The organism is Paraburkholderia phenoliruptrix, assembly GCF_019511605.1.
Taxonomy (GTDB): Bacteria; Pseudomonadota; Gammaproteobacteria; order Burkholderiales; family Burkholderiaceae; genus Paraburkholderia; species Paraburkholderia phenoliruptrix_A.
Window position 1 is genome coordinate 1 of record NZ_JAEUAV010000022.1, and the last position, 14,952, is coordinate 14,952.

Below are 14,952 nucleotides of genomic sequence, written 5' to 3' on the forward strand. Positions count from 1 at the left end.
GGCTGTGCCGGGGTGGGCTCTGCCGGGGTGTGATGTGCCGGGGTTTGCGTTGCATAGGCGTGCGCTGCCGGGGTACGCCCGGTCGCGGTGTGCTCTGCAGTGGTCGGCGCTGACGCGGTATGCGCTACCGATGCCTGCGCCGCCGGGTCCGACGCTGTCGCGGCCGGCACCTTCGAAGTGCGCGCGGCCTGAGTGGTCGCGGCGAAGCCTGCGCCTGCGGTGCCGCAGGCCGCGTCACCACCAATCAAATCAACACCACTTGCCCCCTCAAGCGGCGCAGCCGACGCCTTGCCGGCCTCGAGCCGATCAGCGTCGGCCAGCGGCGCGCCGCACGGGTTGGCGGGCACACTCACGGCGTCCTCGCAGCGGCGGGTTGTACGTCCGACGCCGCGAAGCCGGCGCCGTCTGCCACAGACGCCACTGCGTTCGACGTACGCTCCGAAAGTCGCTCAGCAATCCGGCGGCAATACTCATGTGGCAGCACCAATGCGCCGCCACGCAGCGATTCCAGCGCCATGTCCAACGCCAGCATGCGAGCCTGTAGGCGGCAGCGGGTGTCCTTGTCGCTCACGGCATTCAGCTCGGTCTGGAGGTCGCGCAGCGCGCGCAACTGCTCGAGCGCAGGTGGCACAAAGCCGGCATTTTTCAGGATCCGGTTAGCAACGCGCACTTCTTTAGGGACCAATGCATCTTCGTCCAGGTTAAGCGGTGCGCCGGCGCCGGGCAAATCGTCGAGCTCGCCGCGCGCGGCTGCGGCGGCAATACGCTGTTCGACTAACGCATCAAGCAATCTCATCTGCAATCCACTACGTTGCGGCCCAAGCATTCTATCAGGGTGCGCACAGGGGCTCCTCGGGACTGGGCCGGCTCTTTTGCCCCTCTGCAGATTCAGCCGGTAACACCATATTGAGGCGGCCGCCGTGGGCGCGGGCAAGTGAGCAGTCGGTTCCGGACCGCGCGAATATCGCACGGGGCGCGCCATGCCCCCGACGAGCCCCAGCTGTCTTGCGGTCGCTTCGGGGACTGCTCGACGTTGGCCGTAGCGGAAAGCGCACCGTACACTTGATAAGAAGCGTGGCAGCGCCTGGGTCATTGCCGCCCTGCGCCCGCCCTCGCGGTGCGGTCACCCGATCACAGAAGCAGGAAGGCAGCAAATCGCGCACAGCGGTGCGCTACGGCTCGGCACCTTCAAGCGGCCAGCGGGCGAGCACGATATGCCTGGTGCGCCCCAGCAGGCTGTGTATCAGCGCAAACCCACGCACGTTCCAGCAAACCGGCTCGACCGGGCTCGCGGCGACCCATGGCAAACCGTAAGCCAACGTCACATGCGGCGTATAAGCGACTGCCGGGGAAGTCGCATGACTTTCAATGCCGCAGTCCCGCAACGCGTTCTGCAACGAATCATGCAGCGCATGCAGACCGACGACGCCGTCGGACCCGGTGAGGACCAAAGGCCCCGGCCGTGGCTTCGAGGCGAAGCTAGCGACCGTGTCGAACTCGACAGTAAACGGCGCCATGCGGATGGTAGCGGCGGCCTGCATCGCCGCGTCTACATGCGCCTGCGGCAGCCCGCCCGCGAAATTGCCGAGATGCCGCAGCGTGACGTGCAAACGACTGGCGGCAAGCGGCCGGCCGCGCGCGCGTGCTTCCCCGCAAAGCCGCTGCGCGAGCTTTGCTATACCGGCCGCCGTATTGGTGTCCGGAAAGACAGCGAAGAAAAGACCGTCTGTTGGGACGGGCGGCGCCTCCAGCCCGGGCAGCCAAAGTTGTTCAGGCATCTTGCTCCTGCATGTTGAACGCCGGCATCTACACGTTTCCTCCTTCACGTTGGATTCGCGTGCGGCGATTGGTTCGCATCAAAAACCGCACTGCCACACCTTCCAAAAAACACTTGCGCTTCCCGACTGCCCACGTAGAATACTGTACATCCATACAGTATTGGTGGCAACGTGGAACTGCAAAAAAAGCTGGAGATTCTCGCAGACGCAGCAAAATACGATGCATCCTGCGCAAGCAGCGGCGCGCCAAGGCGCGCGTCGCGCGGCACCGCAGGCTTGGGCGCGAGCACGGGGGCTGGAATCTGCCACAGCTTCACGCCAGACGGGCGCTGCGTGTCGCTGCTTAAAATCCTGCTCACCAATTTCTGTCTGTACGACTGTCAGTATTGTGTGAACCGGCGCTCCAGCAACGTGCCTCGGGCACGCTTCACGCCCGAGGAGGTCGTGGATCTCACGCTGGATTTTTATAGGCGCAACTACATTGACGGGCTGTTTCTTAGCTCCGGCATCATTCGTTCGTCGAACTACACGATGGAGCAACTGGTCCGGGTCGCGCAATCGCTGCGAGTCGATCATCAGTTCCGCGGCTACATTCATCTGAAAACCATTCCCGACGCAGATCCTGAACTGATCGCCCAAGCCGGCCGTTACGCGGACCGCTTGAGCGTCAACATTGAACTGCCGACCGAAACCAGCCTCGCGCGCCTTGCGCCGGAAAAGGACGTGCGAACCATCAAGCTTGCCATGGGCTCGATTCGCCTCGCACAGGAGGAAGCGTTGAGCGATACCAAAGCCCCAAAATTCACGCCCGCGGGGCAAAGCACGCAAATGATCGTCGGCGCAGATCAGACAAACGACAGCACGATCTTGCAGACAGCCGAAACGCTGTACGGCTCCTACAAACTGAAGCGCGTGTACTACTCGGCATTCAGTCCGATCCCGGACAGCCCTTCCGCCGTGCCGGGCGCAGCACCGCCGTTGCTGCGCGAACACCGGCTGTACCAGGCGGATTTTCTGCTGCGCGGTTACGGCTTTAGCGTCGGTGAGCTGTTCCAGGAACCAGGCAACCTGCCGCTCGACATGGATCCGAAACTGGCGTGGGCTCTCGCACATCGCGAGCAGTTTCCCGTCGATCTCAACCGCGCGCCGCTGCGCATGATTGCACGGGTGCCGGGTATCGGCATGCGTAACGCGAAGCGGCTGGTCGAACTGCGGCGCTCGCGGCGCGTGCGCTATGAAGACCTCGTGCGGCTGCGTTGTCCGCTGGAAAAAATCAAGCCGTTCGTGGTCACTCAGGACTATCGCGCGGCCCTGCATGATGCGCCGTCCGCACATCTGCGGCGGGTTTTGACGCCGCCATCGGTGCAGATGCAGTTGTGGTGACACGCCGTGCTTCGTAGCATCGAGATCAGCAACAACTTCGACGCATGGCGTGCCGCTTCACTGGCCGCGTTGGCTCAAGGCCTCGCGCCCGAGGCAATCGAGTGGCGCGTCAGCGAGGGCCCCGGTTCGAAGTCGCCAGTCGAGCAGGCTGCGTTCGACTATGGCGAGCACGTCGGCGTTGCGCACCCGGTGGCGGCGGCGCCCGCAGTCCACGTGTCGAAGGAATTGGCGGCGTTGCTGCGCGACGCAGCGCTTTATCGTGAGCCGCACCGCTGGGCGTTTCTGTACAAGGTGCTATGGCGTTGGCAACAGGGAGATCGAGCGGCCGCGTCGCCGGCCGATGAAGACGGCGCGCGGCTTTATCGCATGGCTAAATGCGTGCGCCGCGCGAAGCACGACATGATCGCGTATGTGCGCTTCCAGAAGAATGCGGACGCTTCGGTGCCTGAGTACATCGCGTGGTATGAGCCGGAACACGATGTCCTGGCTTGGGGTGCCGAACATTTCGCGCAACGCATGGGCCGTTCAACGTGGCTGATCGCGACACCGCACGGCGCCGCATTCTGGGACGGCGCAGAGCTGCGTATCGACGATGACCGCGCGCTGCGTAACCCGCATCGGTGTGAGACGAATGACGAAGCGCAAGCCCTCTGGCTCGCCTATTACCGCAGCACGTTCAACCCGGCGCGCCTGAACGAGGCTGCGCTCGCGCAACACATGCCGGTGCGATTCTGGAAAGCGTTGCCGGAAGGACGGCTCATTCCCGGCATGATCAGCGAGGCACGCAGCGGCGCGCGGCGGCTCGCGCAAGCGAGCGCAGTGGCAGCATTCAACGGCAAGGCAATTTCTGTCGAAGCAGAAGTGGCGCAGCCGCTGCGCGAGCAGCCTTCTTCGTTGGATGCGTGCCGGCGTTGCGATTTGTGGCGAAACGCCACCCAGGCGGTGGGCGGCGTAGGCCCCCGCGACGCACGCATCATGGTGATCGGCGAGCAGCCCGGCGACCACGAAGATCTAAGCGGCCAGCCGTTCGTCGGCCCGGCCGGTCAACTGCTGAACACCGCGATTACGCAAGCCGGACTCACGCGCGAGCAGCTTTATCTGACCAACGCGGTCAAGCATTTTAAGTGGGAACCGCGCGGCAAGCGCCGGCTGCATAAGACGGCCGCCCAGCGCGAGATGCAAGCGTGTTCACATTGGCTCACGCAGGAACTGGAAACGGTTCGTCCGTCTGTGGTGGTCACACTGGGCACAACGGCGCTCAATGCTTTGCTCGGCGAAAAGTCGAGCCTGCAGGATTATCTCCACGGTCCTTTTGAACTCGAGGGCGGCTGGGGCATTGCGACGTATCACCCTTCGTTTGCCTTACGGCAGCAAAGCGACGCCGCGCGCGACAAGGTGATGGCCGCAATCCGCAATGCGCTGAGCGAGGCACGCAAGCTCGCGCAATCCATATCGGGCGACCCAAGCGAAGTCCGGTAACCGTGGAGGTTATGTCGCAAGCCCTCCACGAAAAAATTTCTCAAGTCCCGCTCTCATCGGCCTCTCATCGACATAAACTCACAACCCGCACCTCAGCAAACCACCAGGCCACCTCAATGAAAGACGACGTCGCGCGAGTCCCGCTTTCCACTGCATTCTGGTATTGGCTGAGGCTCGGCTTCATGAGCTTCGGCGGCCCGGCTGGGCAGATCGCGCTAATGCATCAGGAACTCGTCGAAAGAAAGCGCTGGATCTCCGAAAAGCGCTTCCTGCATGCGCTCAATTTCTGCATGGTGCTGCCGGGGCCCGAAGCGCAACAGCTCGCGACCTACATCGGCTGGCTCATGCATCGCACGTGGGGCGGCGTGATTGCGGGCGGATTGTTCGTGCTGCCATCGCTTTTCATTCTGATGGGCCTTTCGTGGGTCTACCTGGTGTTCGGCAGCGTGCCGGCCGTGGCCGGCGTGCTGTACGGCATCAAACCGGCCGTAACCGCGATTGTCGTGTTCGCCGCCTATCGCATTGGCTCGCGCGCGCTCAGGAACGCGTGGCTATGGGCCATCGCCGCTGCAGCATTCATTGCGATCTTCGCCGTCAAAGTGCCCTTTCCGCTGATCGTCCTCGTGGCCGGCATCACGGGCTATGTCGGCGGCAAATATGCGCCGGGCACCTTTGCGATCGGCGGCAAGCATGATGCCGCCGCACAAGCTCATGCGCCCGCGCTGATCGACGACGACACCCCGGCGCCCCCCCACGCGTTCTTCACGTGGAAGCGCTTTTTTATCGTGCTGGCCGTGTTCGTCGCCCTGTGGCTCGCGGCAATCGGCACGTTGGCCGCGATCTTCGGACGCGAGGGCGCGCTCACGCAAATGGGCTGGTTTTTCACGAAGGCGGCGCTGCTCACGTTCGGCGGCGCGTATGCCGTCTTGCCCTACGTCTACCAGGGCGCGGTCGAACATCAGCACTGGCTGACGGGGCTGCAGATGATAGACGGGCTCGCGCTCGGCGAGACGACGCCGGGCCCCCTCATCATGGTGGTCGCCTTCGTCGGCTTTGTCGGCGGATGGACGAAAGCGATATTCGGCCCCGACGCGCTCGTGCTGTCCGCGGTGCTCGCCGCCACCATCGTCACGTTCTTCACGTTTCTGCCTTCGTTCATGTTCATTCTGCTTGGCGGCCCCTTTATCGAGACCACGCACGGCAATCTCAAGTTCACCGCGCCGCTCACGGCAATCACGGCGGCAGTGGTCGGCGTGATTGTGAATCTGGCCGTGTTTTTTGCGTTGCACGTGTTGTGGCCGCGGGGGTTGCAGGGCAGCTTCGACTGGCCGTCGCTCATCATCGGCCTCGCGGCCGGCATTGCGCTGTTTCGCTTCAAGGCCGGCGTGATTCCCGTGGTGCTGGTGTGCGGCGCGATAGGGCTCGCGTACCGGCTGCTGGTGTGATGAGACGCGTGCGGCATGGGGACATGGCGGCATGCCGTGACGGCGTAGTCAGGTAGCAGCCACCAGCAACTCCTCGGCATTGTTCGGCGGGCGCAAGCCGTCGCTTCTATGCGCGAAGTAGCGCCGCGTGAGGTCGGCGGCCGAAACATGCCGGGCCTGCGCGAACCCGGCTTCGCGGGCAAGGGCGAGCATCTGCGCCGGCGTGAAGAAACTGACGAACGGCGTGCCGCTGGCGCGCGCGCCCTTCTCCGCCATTTCCAGTCCGGGGCGCACCTCCGGGTCGGCCATTTCCAATGGGAGTAAGAAGGTCATTGCAAACGTCGACCCACGTGCAAAGGCCGCGACCTCGCGCAGCGTGGCTGCGTTTGCCTCGCGTGTCAGATACATGCTCACGCCAGTGGAAACGACCACGGCCGGCTTTCTGCTGTCAAAGCCTTGTTCCACCAGCCGGTCACGCCACGCCTCGCCGGCCTCGAAATCCACCGGCACGAATCGCAGCCAGGGTGCAATGCCGAAACCCAGTTCCATGAGGCGCTGGCGCTTCCACGCCTGCGGCGCCGGTTGGTCGATTTCGAACACGGCGAGGCGCGAGGCAAGCTCCGGCCTGCGTTGTGCGAAGCTGTCAAGGCCCGCGCCAAGAATCACGTACTGGTCGATGCCGCGCGCGGCCTCGTCGGCGAGCAGGTCTTCGATGAAGCGTGCACGAGCCACGATCGACGCTCGAAACGCACGCGTGAACTGCACATCCATGTCGCCACGCTGGCGCCAGTCGTCGCCGGGAGCGAGCAGTTGCAGACCGATCGGATCTTCGAAAACAGGCGGCGCGGCGTCGGCCTCCATGTGGAGCGCACGCCACAGGGCGACGCGAGCCGCGGTGCTGTCCGGTGCCAGTTTGCGTTCTTCGTTCATGGGCGCCCTCCTCCTTGTGAGTCTCCAGGAATGCGGGAATGCTACGCTGCGGCGCCCCGCCCCGCCCCGTCACGCCGCCCGGCGTGCCTGGGTGCCTGGGTGCCTGGGTGCCTGGGTGCCTGGGTGCCTGCGCGACAGCGCTAAGCGCTAAGCGCTGAACGCGACAAGCATCGAGCATAGCATCGGCATAGCGGTTGCATGCGCCGCCCGCGCCGCGCCACACATACACTCCAATACAGCAGCGTCTCTATGCGATCATCGTACAAACCAACCCCGACCCAACAGGGAGATCGCCATGAACAGCAAATGGTTTTCGAACTTCGCGAGTTATCTTTCGACGATGACCGGTCGCCCGGGCACCTTCGTCATCGCCGTTTCGCTGGTGGTCGTATGGGGTGTCACCGGACCGTTCTTTCACTACAGCGACACGTGGCAGCTCGTGATCAACACTTCGACCACCATCGTCACGTTCCTGATGGTCTTTCTGATCCAGAACACGCAGAACCGCGACACCGCCGCGATGCAGATCAAGCTCGACGAGCTGATTCGCGCGCTGGAAGGCGCGCATAACGCGCTGCTCGATCTGGAGGAACTCGAAGAAAAAGACTTGACACGTTTTCGCAAACAGTACGAAAACCTCGCGAAGGAAGCGCGCACTGCGCTGCGCGAAGGCGGCAGCGATACGGATTCGCCGTTCGTCGATCATCGCGACATAGAAGACAACAAGCGCGATGACGACCAGCGGCGCGGCGGCAAACAAGCCTCTGACAAGCCGGCCACGCGCGAGGAGAAAAACTAGCGCAGGCTTCGCTTCGCAATCAGGCGCGGGGCCGGCGCGGCCGCGGCACTAGCGCTTCGCTTGCGCAGCCTCCCGGTCTTCCTTCAAACGGAACACAGCCACTGCGTCGTTCAGTTCGCGGCTCTGCTGTTCGAGCGACACGGCCGCAGCGGATGCCTCCTCGACGAGCGCCGAGTTGTGCTGCGTCACTTCTTCCATCTGCGTCACGCTCGCGTTGACGAGCTCGATGCCCGCGGTCTGCTCGCTCGAAGCGAGACTGATCTCGGTCATGATGGCGCTCACGCGGCGCACGGCCTCCACCACTTCTTGCATCGTCGTGCCCGCGTGCGCGACCAGCGTGCTGCCGTCATTGACCTTGACGGTCGAGTCGCCGATCAGCTCGTTGATCTCACGCGCCGCGGCGGCCGAGCGCTGCGCCAGATTGCGCACCTCGGAGGCGACCACCGCGAAGCCGCGCCCCTGTTCGCCCGCGCGGGCCGCTTCGACAGCCGCGTTCAACGCAAGGATGTTCGTCTGAAACGCGATACCCTCGATCACAGCCACGATTCCGGCGATACGGTTCGAGCTTCCGGAAATCGCATCCATGGTTGCCACCACCTGATCGACCACCTGCCCGCCGCGCGACGCGATTTCGGAAGCGCCGCTCGCAAGCTCGACGGCGCGACGCGCATTGTCGGCATTCTGGCGGACGGTGGCGGTCAACTGCTCCATGCTCGCCGCCGCCTGCTGCAACGAGGCCGCGTGCTGCTCCGTGCGCGCCGACAGATCGACACTGCCGCCCGCAATGGCGCGCGCGTCCTGCACGATCGCCTCGGTACTTGCGCGGACTTTCTGGACTGTCTGCACGAGGCTGTTCTGCATGCCTTTGAGCGCATCCAGCAGATAGCCCATTTCGTTATCGCGCTGCACTGCGATTGCGCCCGTCAGGTCGCCGCCCGCGATACGGCCGAAATGATCGACCGCCATGTTGATCGGCTGCACGATGGCGCGCGCGAGCGTGCGCTGCGCGAGCACGCCGATGCACAACGCGACGCCGCCGGTTATGCCCAGCGCCCACAGCATCACGCGAAAACGGGCTTCGGCGTGCTCGAAGCGCGCTTTCTGGCGTTGCACCTGATAGTCCTCGAGCGCGGTGAGCGCGGCCTGATAGTCGGCAAACAGCGCGGCGGGCGCTTCGCGCTGCGTGGTGAGAAAGTCGACGAGGTTGTCGTCGTCGAGCTGCTTGAGCGCCAGTTGCAATACCTGCGCAAAGAGACGCTGACGCTTTGCGGTCATTGCCTCGAGAAGCGGCTGCTCGATGCTGTCGGGCGCATGCAGCGCGCGGTAAGCATCGAGCTCGCGGTTGCTCGCGTCAAGCAGCACATGTAGTTGCGCGATGGCCTCCTTGGCCGGCTTGCCCGCGCTGATGATCTGCTCCGTTTCGCCAAGGCCGCCGCGCAGTTGCAGAAGCCGCTCGGAGCTCGTCTTCAGATGCAGCAGCGACGCGGTGTCGTCCTGATACATATCGCGCAGCGCGCGGCTGCTGTCGTAAAGCCCGGCAATGCCGGCCACGATGACCAGCATCAGCAGCAGCGTGTAACCGGCGATCGTCGCGGCCAATCCGCCGCGGATGGTGATGTGTCTGCGCATGGGCTTGAGACCGGGCGGGCAACGGCCACGCGGGCTGCCTTGCCGGTCCGTTCCTCCGGATAGCAAAGATCGGGCTGTGAAAGGAATGACGGGTCGAAAACCGACTCACAGCTTTACGGCAGGCGCGGTGCCGCGCAGTTGCGGCAATGCGACGTGGATAACGCCGATTGCGACATGCACGCGCTGCGAGTGGCCTCGGCGAGGGATGTGAACCGGTCGGGCATGGCCCGCGATGGCATGTGACCAGATGAAATGGGACGTTCGCGGACACAGTGAGCGGCACACTGAGCGGACACTGAGCGACGACGGGTCAATCGCACCGATTCGGGATTAATATCGAACGCTCGCCCATTTGGGCATCGGCATCATTCTTCAACGTCGGCCGCAGCCGTCTGTCCGCGCATGCTCAGCTATACCGGTGGTCTCGTTCTCTTCGCAGCCCTGCTGCATGCAAGCTGGAACGCGTTGCTGCACGGCAACCGCGACCGTTTTCTGTCCATAACATGGATGAGCGTCGCCATCGCGGCGGTCAGCACGCTTATCGTTGCGTTCCTGCCGTTGCCGGACGCCGCTGCATGGCCGTATGTCGTCGCATCGGGGCTCGTGCATATCGGCTACAACGCGAGTCTGGTATACGCGTACCGCCGCGGCGATCTGGCGCAGGCGTATCCGGTTGCGCGGGGCTCGTCGCCGCTGCTCGTCGCGCTCGGCGCGGCGCTGTTCGCGCACGAGCTGATCGGCCCGCTGCACGCGCTCGGCATAGCGATGATCTGCGGCGGCATCATCTCCATCGCTCTGCAAGGGGGACGCGTGTCGCGCGCGGGCGTGCTGGCCGCGCTGACCACTGGCGCGACCATCGCGCTGTACACGGTGATAGACGGCATCGGCGTGCGGCTGTCCGGCGGCAAGGCGCTCGCCTATACCGCGTGGATGTTCCTGTTCTACTGGCTGATGCCGGTGCTGTTCGTCGCACGACGCGGCCTCGCGGAGCTGTGGACCCCGCTGCGTTCGACGCCGGGCGCGGTCGTTTCGTCGCTCGGGGGCGGGCTCGTGGCGGTCGGGGCGTACGGCATCGTGATCTGGGCGATGCAGTCCGGTGCAATGGGCACCGTGTCCGCATTGCGCGAGACCAGCGTGGTGTTCGCGGTGCTGATCGGACGCCTGTTCCTCGGCGAAACGGTGACCGGCAAGCGCTGGCTCGCCTGCGTGGTGGTCGCGGCCGGCGCGGTGTGTCTGGGGCTGTGAAGGCTGGCGCTGGCGGGCGGTGAGCGCTGAGTGGCGGCTTTGGGGTGTTGGACCGTGAGGGCTGTCAGCTGGGGCTTGCGGTCTGGGGCTTTCGGCTCGCGCTTCGGCTCGGGCTTCCGGTTCGGGCTCGCGCTTGGGGCTCGGGCTTCGGGCTTCGGGCTCGGGCTTCGGGCTCGGGCTCAGGCTTCGGGCTTCGGGCTTCGGCTTCGGGCTTCGGCTTCGGGCTTCGGCTTCCGGCCTCGGCCTCCGGGCTCGGGCTTCGGACTTGGTCTTGCGGCTTGGCCTTGAGCCTGAGCCTTGAGCCTGAGCCTTGAGCCCTAGCTTCAGGCTTCAGGCTTCACGCTTCGGACCTCAGACCTGGAACCGCGCCTTCACCACCAGCCCCCTCACTCCAAATCTTAGGCCCTCGCCGAAGCCCAAGCCCAAGCCCGCCTACCTACGACCTCACCACTTCACATCGGCGGCACGACACCGTCTTTTTCAACCACCACGCGCTGAGCGACATACGCGCCCTGCGACGCCGGCGTTGCCACGACGAACACCTTCTTGCCCGGCGTGAGATCGGTGCGCGCAGCCGGCGCGAAGGTCACGACGGGCACGTTCGGTGGCACCGTCACTTCGTTGCTGCCGCCCTTGTACGAGAGCTTCAGGTTGCGGCCGCTCGTGCCCTGAACCACGGTGTCGACGTTTGCATTCGTCATCGTGCTGTTGGGGCCCAGGTCCCAGCTATAGTGGCCCTCGCCCGTGCCGCGCGCGGCTTCCGGAAATACCACCACTTCCGTGGCAGTGAGCTTGCCGTCGGTGCCGGTGGTCGCGGCCGTGCCGACGAACGAACCCGGCTTGATATCGGAAAGCTGCATCGACTTGACCGCCGACACGGCGACGGCCGGCTTCAGTTCGATCGACACCGTGTCGCCACTGCGGCGATGCACCTTCAGCACGTCGCCGTCGAGCGAAACGATGTCGCCGCGAATGCGCGACGGTTTGGCGGCGGGCGTCTGTGCGAGCGCGGCACCGGCAAAAGCCAGCGTCGCGAGGGTGATGCCGAGTTTCAGGCGAATAGACATGAATGAACGCTCCATGAGAAACGGTTATGGGACTGCAAACGCGGACTGCATGCGGACTGCAAATGCGAACTGCAAATGCGAACTGCAAATGCAGACTGCAAAACACGCACCGCGGAAGAAAAAACAGCAAAACACGGACTGCAAAGAAGCCAACTGCAAAAACACAAACCGAAAAAGAGGAACCGCAAAAAAAGAACCGCAAAACCGGCACGGCAAAGCAATACCACCTCGCCGCGCACGGCAAATGAAAGCCGGCAATCAGGAACCGCCGAACCAGTTATAGCCCTGGTTCTCCCAGTAACCGCCCGGATAGTCGTTGGTCACACTGATCGCGACGATATGCTTCGGGTTCTTGTACCCGAGCTTGGTGGGAATGCGCAGCTTCATCGGGAAGCCGTACTTCGGCGGCAATGTCGCGCCGTCGTAGCCGAGCGTGAGCTGCGTCTGCGGATGCAGCGCGGTCGGCATGTCGATACTGGTCCAATAGTTGTCCGCACAATGCAGCGACACGTATTTGGCCGTTATATCGGCCCCCGCTAGCTTGAGGAACTCGGAGAAGCGCACGCCGTCCCAGCGGCCAATCGCGCTCCATCCTTCAATGCAGATATGCCGCGTGATCTGGCTCTCCTGCGGCAGCGCGCGCAGCTCGTCGAGCGTCCACACGCGCTTGCCGTTCGCGAGTCCGCTCACCTGCAGCCGGTAGCTCGCGGCATCGACCTCGGGCACGTCGTCGATGTCGTAGAACGCGTTGAAGGGAAACGGCCGCGTGATCATCGACTCCGCGTACGTCGGCGCCAGTGTCTTCGGACTGAAGAGCAGCGCCTGCACGTCGTCGTTGAACGACGACATCTTGCGCAGCATCGTGTTCACTGACTTGTCGTTCGAGAGATCGCAGCCCGACAACAGCGCGATCCCGCCCAGCGTGAGAATGCGTTGGCCGAGCAGGCGGCGCGCCGGATTTTTCAGCTCGCCGCGTGCGTCCTTGATGATGGTCTGCGCATGTGAAACCGCGAACGCACTGGGTTTTCCGGATTTGTTGGGTAAGGTCATGATCAGCGCCCCCGAATCATTACGAGAAGCGAGCGCGGCACGAGCGCCACCATCGCCAGATGCACGACGAAGAACGCGACCAGCACGCTCATCGCAGAGAAATGCACGACTCGCGCGTTGTCGTAGCCGCCCATCAGCGTGCGCAACAGCGGGAACTGCACAGACTTCCAGATCGCGAGCCCCGACAGAATCACAAGCGCGATATCCACAATCACTACGAGATAGGCGAACTTTTGCACCGCGTTGTAGCGCGACAGGTCCTCGTGCCCGAGCTTGCCGCGCAACGCGGCGCTCAGGTCGCTCGCGAGCGAGCGCAAGCTCACCGGCAGCAGTTTTTGCCGCAAGCGGCCCGAAGCGAGATTGAGCCCGACGTAGACGATGAAATTGGCGACCAGCAGCCACATGACCGCGAAGTGCCATTGCAACGCACCGCCGAGCCAGCCGCCCAGCGTAATGGCCGACGGAAACCGCCAGTCCGCGAAGATCGGCGACGCGTTGTAGATCTGCCAGCCGCTCGTCACCATCAGCATGACGGCGAGCGCATTGATCCAGTGTGAGATGCGGACCCAGGCGGGTTGAATCTTCGTGTAACTCAAGGCGGCCTCGTGGTGGATAGCTGCAAAAAAATTGGCACTGTCATGGGCGTAAACAGCGCTTGTAGGCAGCTATTCCATTGCATGAGCAATTTATTTCGGGGCCGGGCGTCGAGCGTCCAGATCGGGCCACCGGCCTATCGGCCAATCGGCTAATCCCGCAACCCGCCAATCCCCCAATCGGCTAATCGGCCAATCCCCCCAATCGCCCGACCGGTCAATCGGCGGACGATGCGCACGAACACACGGACAAAGACTATTGGATTTCTCTAGAGTTGATGGATCGCCGGCCAGTGCCGGCCGGCGAAGCCGCGCCGACTCCCGGCGCGGACTCACTCAAGGACCAAAGGAAAAACCACAATGGGAACGTCTCTTTACAACCAACCATCAATTGCCGGCGACATGCACAGCAGCTCGATACTGCGCCCGGCCGGTGCGCCGCTCACGCTCAAACACACGATTCACCCCGAGCAGATTCGCGACAATCTGCCGGCGGGCCAGGGTGGCATAGGCTTTCTCTTTCACGCTACGGACTGGGAGACGCTTTCTTTCTCCTTTCACAACGTCAAGACCCGCAACGCGTCATTCGAGGAAGAGCTCTGGCGCACCAGTCCTTTCATTGCCTCGCCGATCTATCTCGGCTCGCAGATGATCGGCGCCAACATTGCGTGCCCGGTGCCGCTCGAGCTTTGGCTCGGCAGCCCGCGCGGCATCAAGCGGTTTCGCGAAACGCAGTTTTTCCCCGCGCTGGAACTGGCAAAGCAGGCGGGCCTGAACATGGTCGCGATGGGCGCCTCCACGCCATACGCCTGCAACTATGGAGCGCTGCCCCGGCAGACAAAGCCGCCGCATATCACGACGGGCCACGCGGCCACCGCGGCCATGCTGAAAGACTGGGCGATTCACTGCTGCAACGAGCTCGACCTCGAATTCGGCAACATGAAGCTCGCACTCTTCGGCGCGGCGGGACGGCTCGGCACGACGGTAGCCAAGTACCTGCTCTACAAGGAAACGCCGCGCGAACTGGTGCTGATCGACCTGCCGGACAAGATCAACCTGCTGGCGGATCAGGCCCGCGAGCTGATGGCGGCCGACCTGCTCGGACACACCAAAGTGTCGGTCCACACCTTCAGCCCCGAGAAGCCCTTGCCGCAGTTCGACGGCGCGATTCTCGCGAGCAGCACCAGCGTGCCTTATCTGACGGCTGCCGACCTGAAACGGGCCCGCTTCTGGATCGACGACTCCCACCCGCGCGCCGCGAGCGTGGAGGCGGAACTCGCGTCGCGCGGACATACGCTATATATTGAATGTTTCGCGCGCGGCCCGGCCGGTCTCGATTCGCGCTTTCCGTTCAGGCTGCCGAGCACGCGCGACTGCTATACCTGTTTCGCCGAGGGCTATGCCGCCTGGCAGGAAGGTATCGCTTCCGACTTCATCATCGGCAGCCCGCCCGTATGGTCCGTCTCCTATACTCATGGCCTGTTGAAAAAGTACGGATTCTCGGTCGGACCTTTTCACGGCAAGGACGGCTCGGCGATCAACCACGATCTGGGCGTAACCGCAAATATGAATTAA

The 14,952-nt window shown here is 63.7% G+C and carries 14 protein-coding genes and 1 pseudogene; 7 read left to right on the forward strand and 8 right to left on the reverse strand.

The window, feature by feature from the left end; genetic code table 11:
- The 3 genes and pseudogenes from JNB89_RS23275 to JNB89_RS23285 form a co-directional block, all read right to left on the reverse strand.
- Positions 1–353 (reverse strand): annotated as a pseudogene (locus JNB89_RS23275) (hypothetical protein); the annotation flags it as partial.
- Positions 350–796 carry a DnaJ family domain-containing protein gene (locus tag JNB89_RS23280; RefSeq protein WP_220363746.1) on the reverse strand — a complete coding sequence of 149 codons (447 nt, stop codon included), beginning with the start codon at positions 794–796 and terminating at the stop codon, positions 350–352. The pseudogene JNB89_RS23275 and the gene JNB89_RS23280, both read right to left, overlap by 4 nt.
- Before the next feature lie 376 nt (positions 797–1,172).
- Complete coding sequence (locus JNB89_RS23285) at positions 1,173–1,778, reverse strand: 2'-5' RNA ligase family protein (RefSeq protein WP_013339504.1); 606 nt, start codon at positions 1,776–1,778, stop codon at positions 1,173–1,175.
- Positions 1,779–1,949: 171 nt separating this feature from the next.
- Here JNB89_RS23285 and JNB89_RS23290 point away from each other — a divergent pair, with 171 nt between their 5' ends.
- From JNB89_RS23290 to chrA, 3 genes are all read left to right on the forward strand, one after another.
- Positions 1,950–3,161 carry a putative DNA modification/repair radical SAM protein gene (locus tag JNB89_RS23290; RefSeq protein WP_220363747.1) on the forward strand — a complete coding sequence of 404 codons (1,212 nt, stop codon included), beginning with the start codon at positions 1,950–1,952 and terminating at the stop codon, positions 3,159–3,161.
- Between the two features lie 6 nt (positions 3,162–3,167).
- The gene (locus tag JNB89_RS23295; protein WP_220363748.1) at positions 3,168–4,640 is read left to right on the forward strand and encodes a UdgX family uracil-DNA binding protein; all 1,473 of its coding nucleotides are present in this window, start codon (positions 3,168–3,170) and stop codon (positions 4,638–4,640) included.
- Positions 4,641–4,756: 116 nt separating this feature from the next.
- The gene (chrA, locus tag JNB89_RS23300; protein WP_220363749.1) at positions 4,757–6,085 is read left to right on the forward strand and encodes a chromate efflux transporter; all 1,329 of its coding nucleotides are present in this window, start codon (positions 4,757–4,759) and stop codon (positions 6,083–6,085) included.
- Between the two features lie 48 nt (positions 6,086–6,133).
- On the opposite strand, the gene JNB89_RS23305 is transcribed toward chrA, so the two are convergent.
- The gene (locus JNB89_RS23305; protein WP_220363750.1) at positions 6,134–6,994 is read right to left on the reverse strand and encodes a class I SAM-dependent methyltransferase; all 861 of its coding nucleotides are present in this window, start codon (positions 6,992–6,994) and stop codon (positions 6,134–6,136) included.
- Between the two features lie 295 nt (positions 6,995–7,289).
- Between JNB89_RS23305 and JNB89_RS23310 the strand changes: the two genes are divergently transcribed.
- The gene (locus JNB89_RS23310; protein ID WP_220363751.1) at positions 7,290–7,793 is read left to right on the forward strand and encodes a low affinity iron permease family protein; all 504 of its coding nucleotides are present in this window, start codon (positions 7,290–7,292) and stop codon (positions 7,791–7,793) included.
- Positions 7,794–7,841: 48 nt separating this feature from the next.
- Here the strand turns inward: JNB89_RS23310 and JNB89_RS23315 are convergent, their stop codons facing one another.
- The gene (locus JNB89_RS23315; RefSeq protein ID WP_220363752.1) at positions 7,842–9,422 is read right to left on the reverse strand and encodes a methyl-accepting chemotaxis protein; all 1,581 of its coding nucleotides are present in this window, start codon (positions 9,420–9,422) and stop codon (positions 7,842–7,844) included.
- 402 nt (positions 9,423–9,824) lie between these two features.
- On the opposite strand from JNB89_RS23315, the gene JNB89_RS23320 reads away from it, so the two are divergent.
- Complete coding sequence (locus JNB89_RS23320; RefSeq protein WP_220363753.1) at positions 9,825–10,667, forward strand: DMT family transporter; 843 nt, start codon at positions 9,825–9,827, stop codon at positions 10,665–10,667.
- 452 nt (positions 10,668–11,119) lie between these two features.
- Here the strand turns inward: JNB89_RS23320 and JNB89_RS23325 are convergent, their stop codons facing one another.
- The gene (locus JNB89_RS23325) at positions 11,120–11,734 is read right to left on the reverse strand and encodes a hypothetical protein (protein WP_013339512.1); all 615 of its coding nucleotides are present in this window, start codon (positions 11,732–11,734) and stop codon (positions 11,120–11,122) included.
- On the opposite strand from JNB89_RS23325, the gene JNB89_RS23330 reads away from it, so the two are divergent.
- Positions 11,733–12,017 carry a hypothetical protein gene (locus JNB89_RS23330; protein ID WP_220363754.1) on the forward strand — a complete coding sequence of 95 codons (285 nt, stop codon included), beginning with the start codon at positions 11,733–11,735 and terminating at the stop codon, positions 12,015–12,017. The two genes, JNB89_RS23325 and JNB89_RS23330, sit on opposite strands and share 2 nt — an antisense overlap.
- Here JNB89_RS23330 and JNB89_RS23335 read toward each other — a convergent pair.
- Complete coding sequence (locus tag JNB89_RS23335; protein ID WP_220363755.1) at positions 11,993–12,784, reverse strand: molybdopterin-dependent oxidoreductase; 792 nt, start codon at positions 12,782–12,784, stop codon at positions 11,993–11,995. The two genes, JNB89_RS23330 and JNB89_RS23335, sit on opposite strands and share 25 nt — an antisense overlap.
- Before the next feature lie 2 nt (positions 12,785–12,786).
- Complete coding sequence (locus JNB89_RS23340) at positions 12,787–13,380, reverse strand: cytochrome b/b6 domain-containing protein (protein ID WP_013339514.1); 594 nt, start codon at positions 13,378–13,380, stop codon at positions 12,787–12,789.
- 357 nt (positions 13,381–13,737) lie between these two features.
- Here JNB89_RS23340 and JNB89_RS23345 point away from each other — a divergent pair, with 357 nt between their 5' ends.
- On the forward strand, positions 13,738–14,952 hold the full coding sequence (locus JNB89_RS23345) for a hypothetical protein (protein WP_220363756.1): 1,215 nt from the start codon (positions 13,738–13,740) through the stop codon (positions 14,950–14,952).

Coding starts and splice junctions, on each gene's coding strand:
- JNB89_RS23280 (WP_220363746.1), bottom strand. CDS start 796: ATGAGATTGCTTGATGCGTTAGTCGAACAGCGTATTGCCGCCGCAGCC.
- JNB89_RS23285 (WP_013339504.1), bottom strand. CDS start 1,778: ATGCCTGAACAACTTTGGCTGCCCGGGCTGGAGGCGCCGCCCGTCCCA.
- chrA (WP_220363749.1), top strand. CDS start 4,757: ATGAAAGACGACGTCGCGCGAGTCCCGCTTTCCACTGCATTCTGGTAT.
- JNB89_RS23305 (WP_220363750.1), bottom strand. CDS start 6,994: ATGAACGAAGAACGCAAACTGGCACCGGACAGCACCGCGGCTCGCGTC.
- JNB89_RS23310 (WP_220363751.1), top strand. CDS start 7,290: ATGAACAGCAAATGGTTTTCGAACTTCGCGAGTTATCTTTCGACGATG.
- JNB89_RS23315 (WP_220363752.1), bottom strand. CDS start 9,422: ATGCGCAGACACATCACCATCCGCGGCGGATTGGCCGCGACGATCGCC.
- JNB89_RS23320 (WP_220363753.1), top strand. CDS start 9,825: ATGCTCAGCTATACCGGTGGTCTCGTTCTCTTCGCAGCCCTGCTGCAT.
- JNB89_RS23330 (WP_220363754.1), top strand. CDS start 11,733: ATGAATGAACGCTCCATGAGAAACGGTTATGGGACTGCAAACGCGGAC.
- JNB89_RS23325 (WP_013339512.1), bottom strand. CDS start 11,734: ATGTCTATTCGCCTGAAACTCGGCATCACCCTCGCGACGCTGGCTTTT.
- JNB89_RS23335 (WP_220363755.1), bottom strand. CDS start 12,784: ATGACCTTACCCAACAAATCCGGAAAACCCAGTGCGTTCGCGGTTTCA.
- JNB89_RS23345 (WP_220363756.1), top strand. CDS start 13,738: ATGGGAACGTCTCTTTACAACCAACCATCAATTGCCGGCGACATGCAC.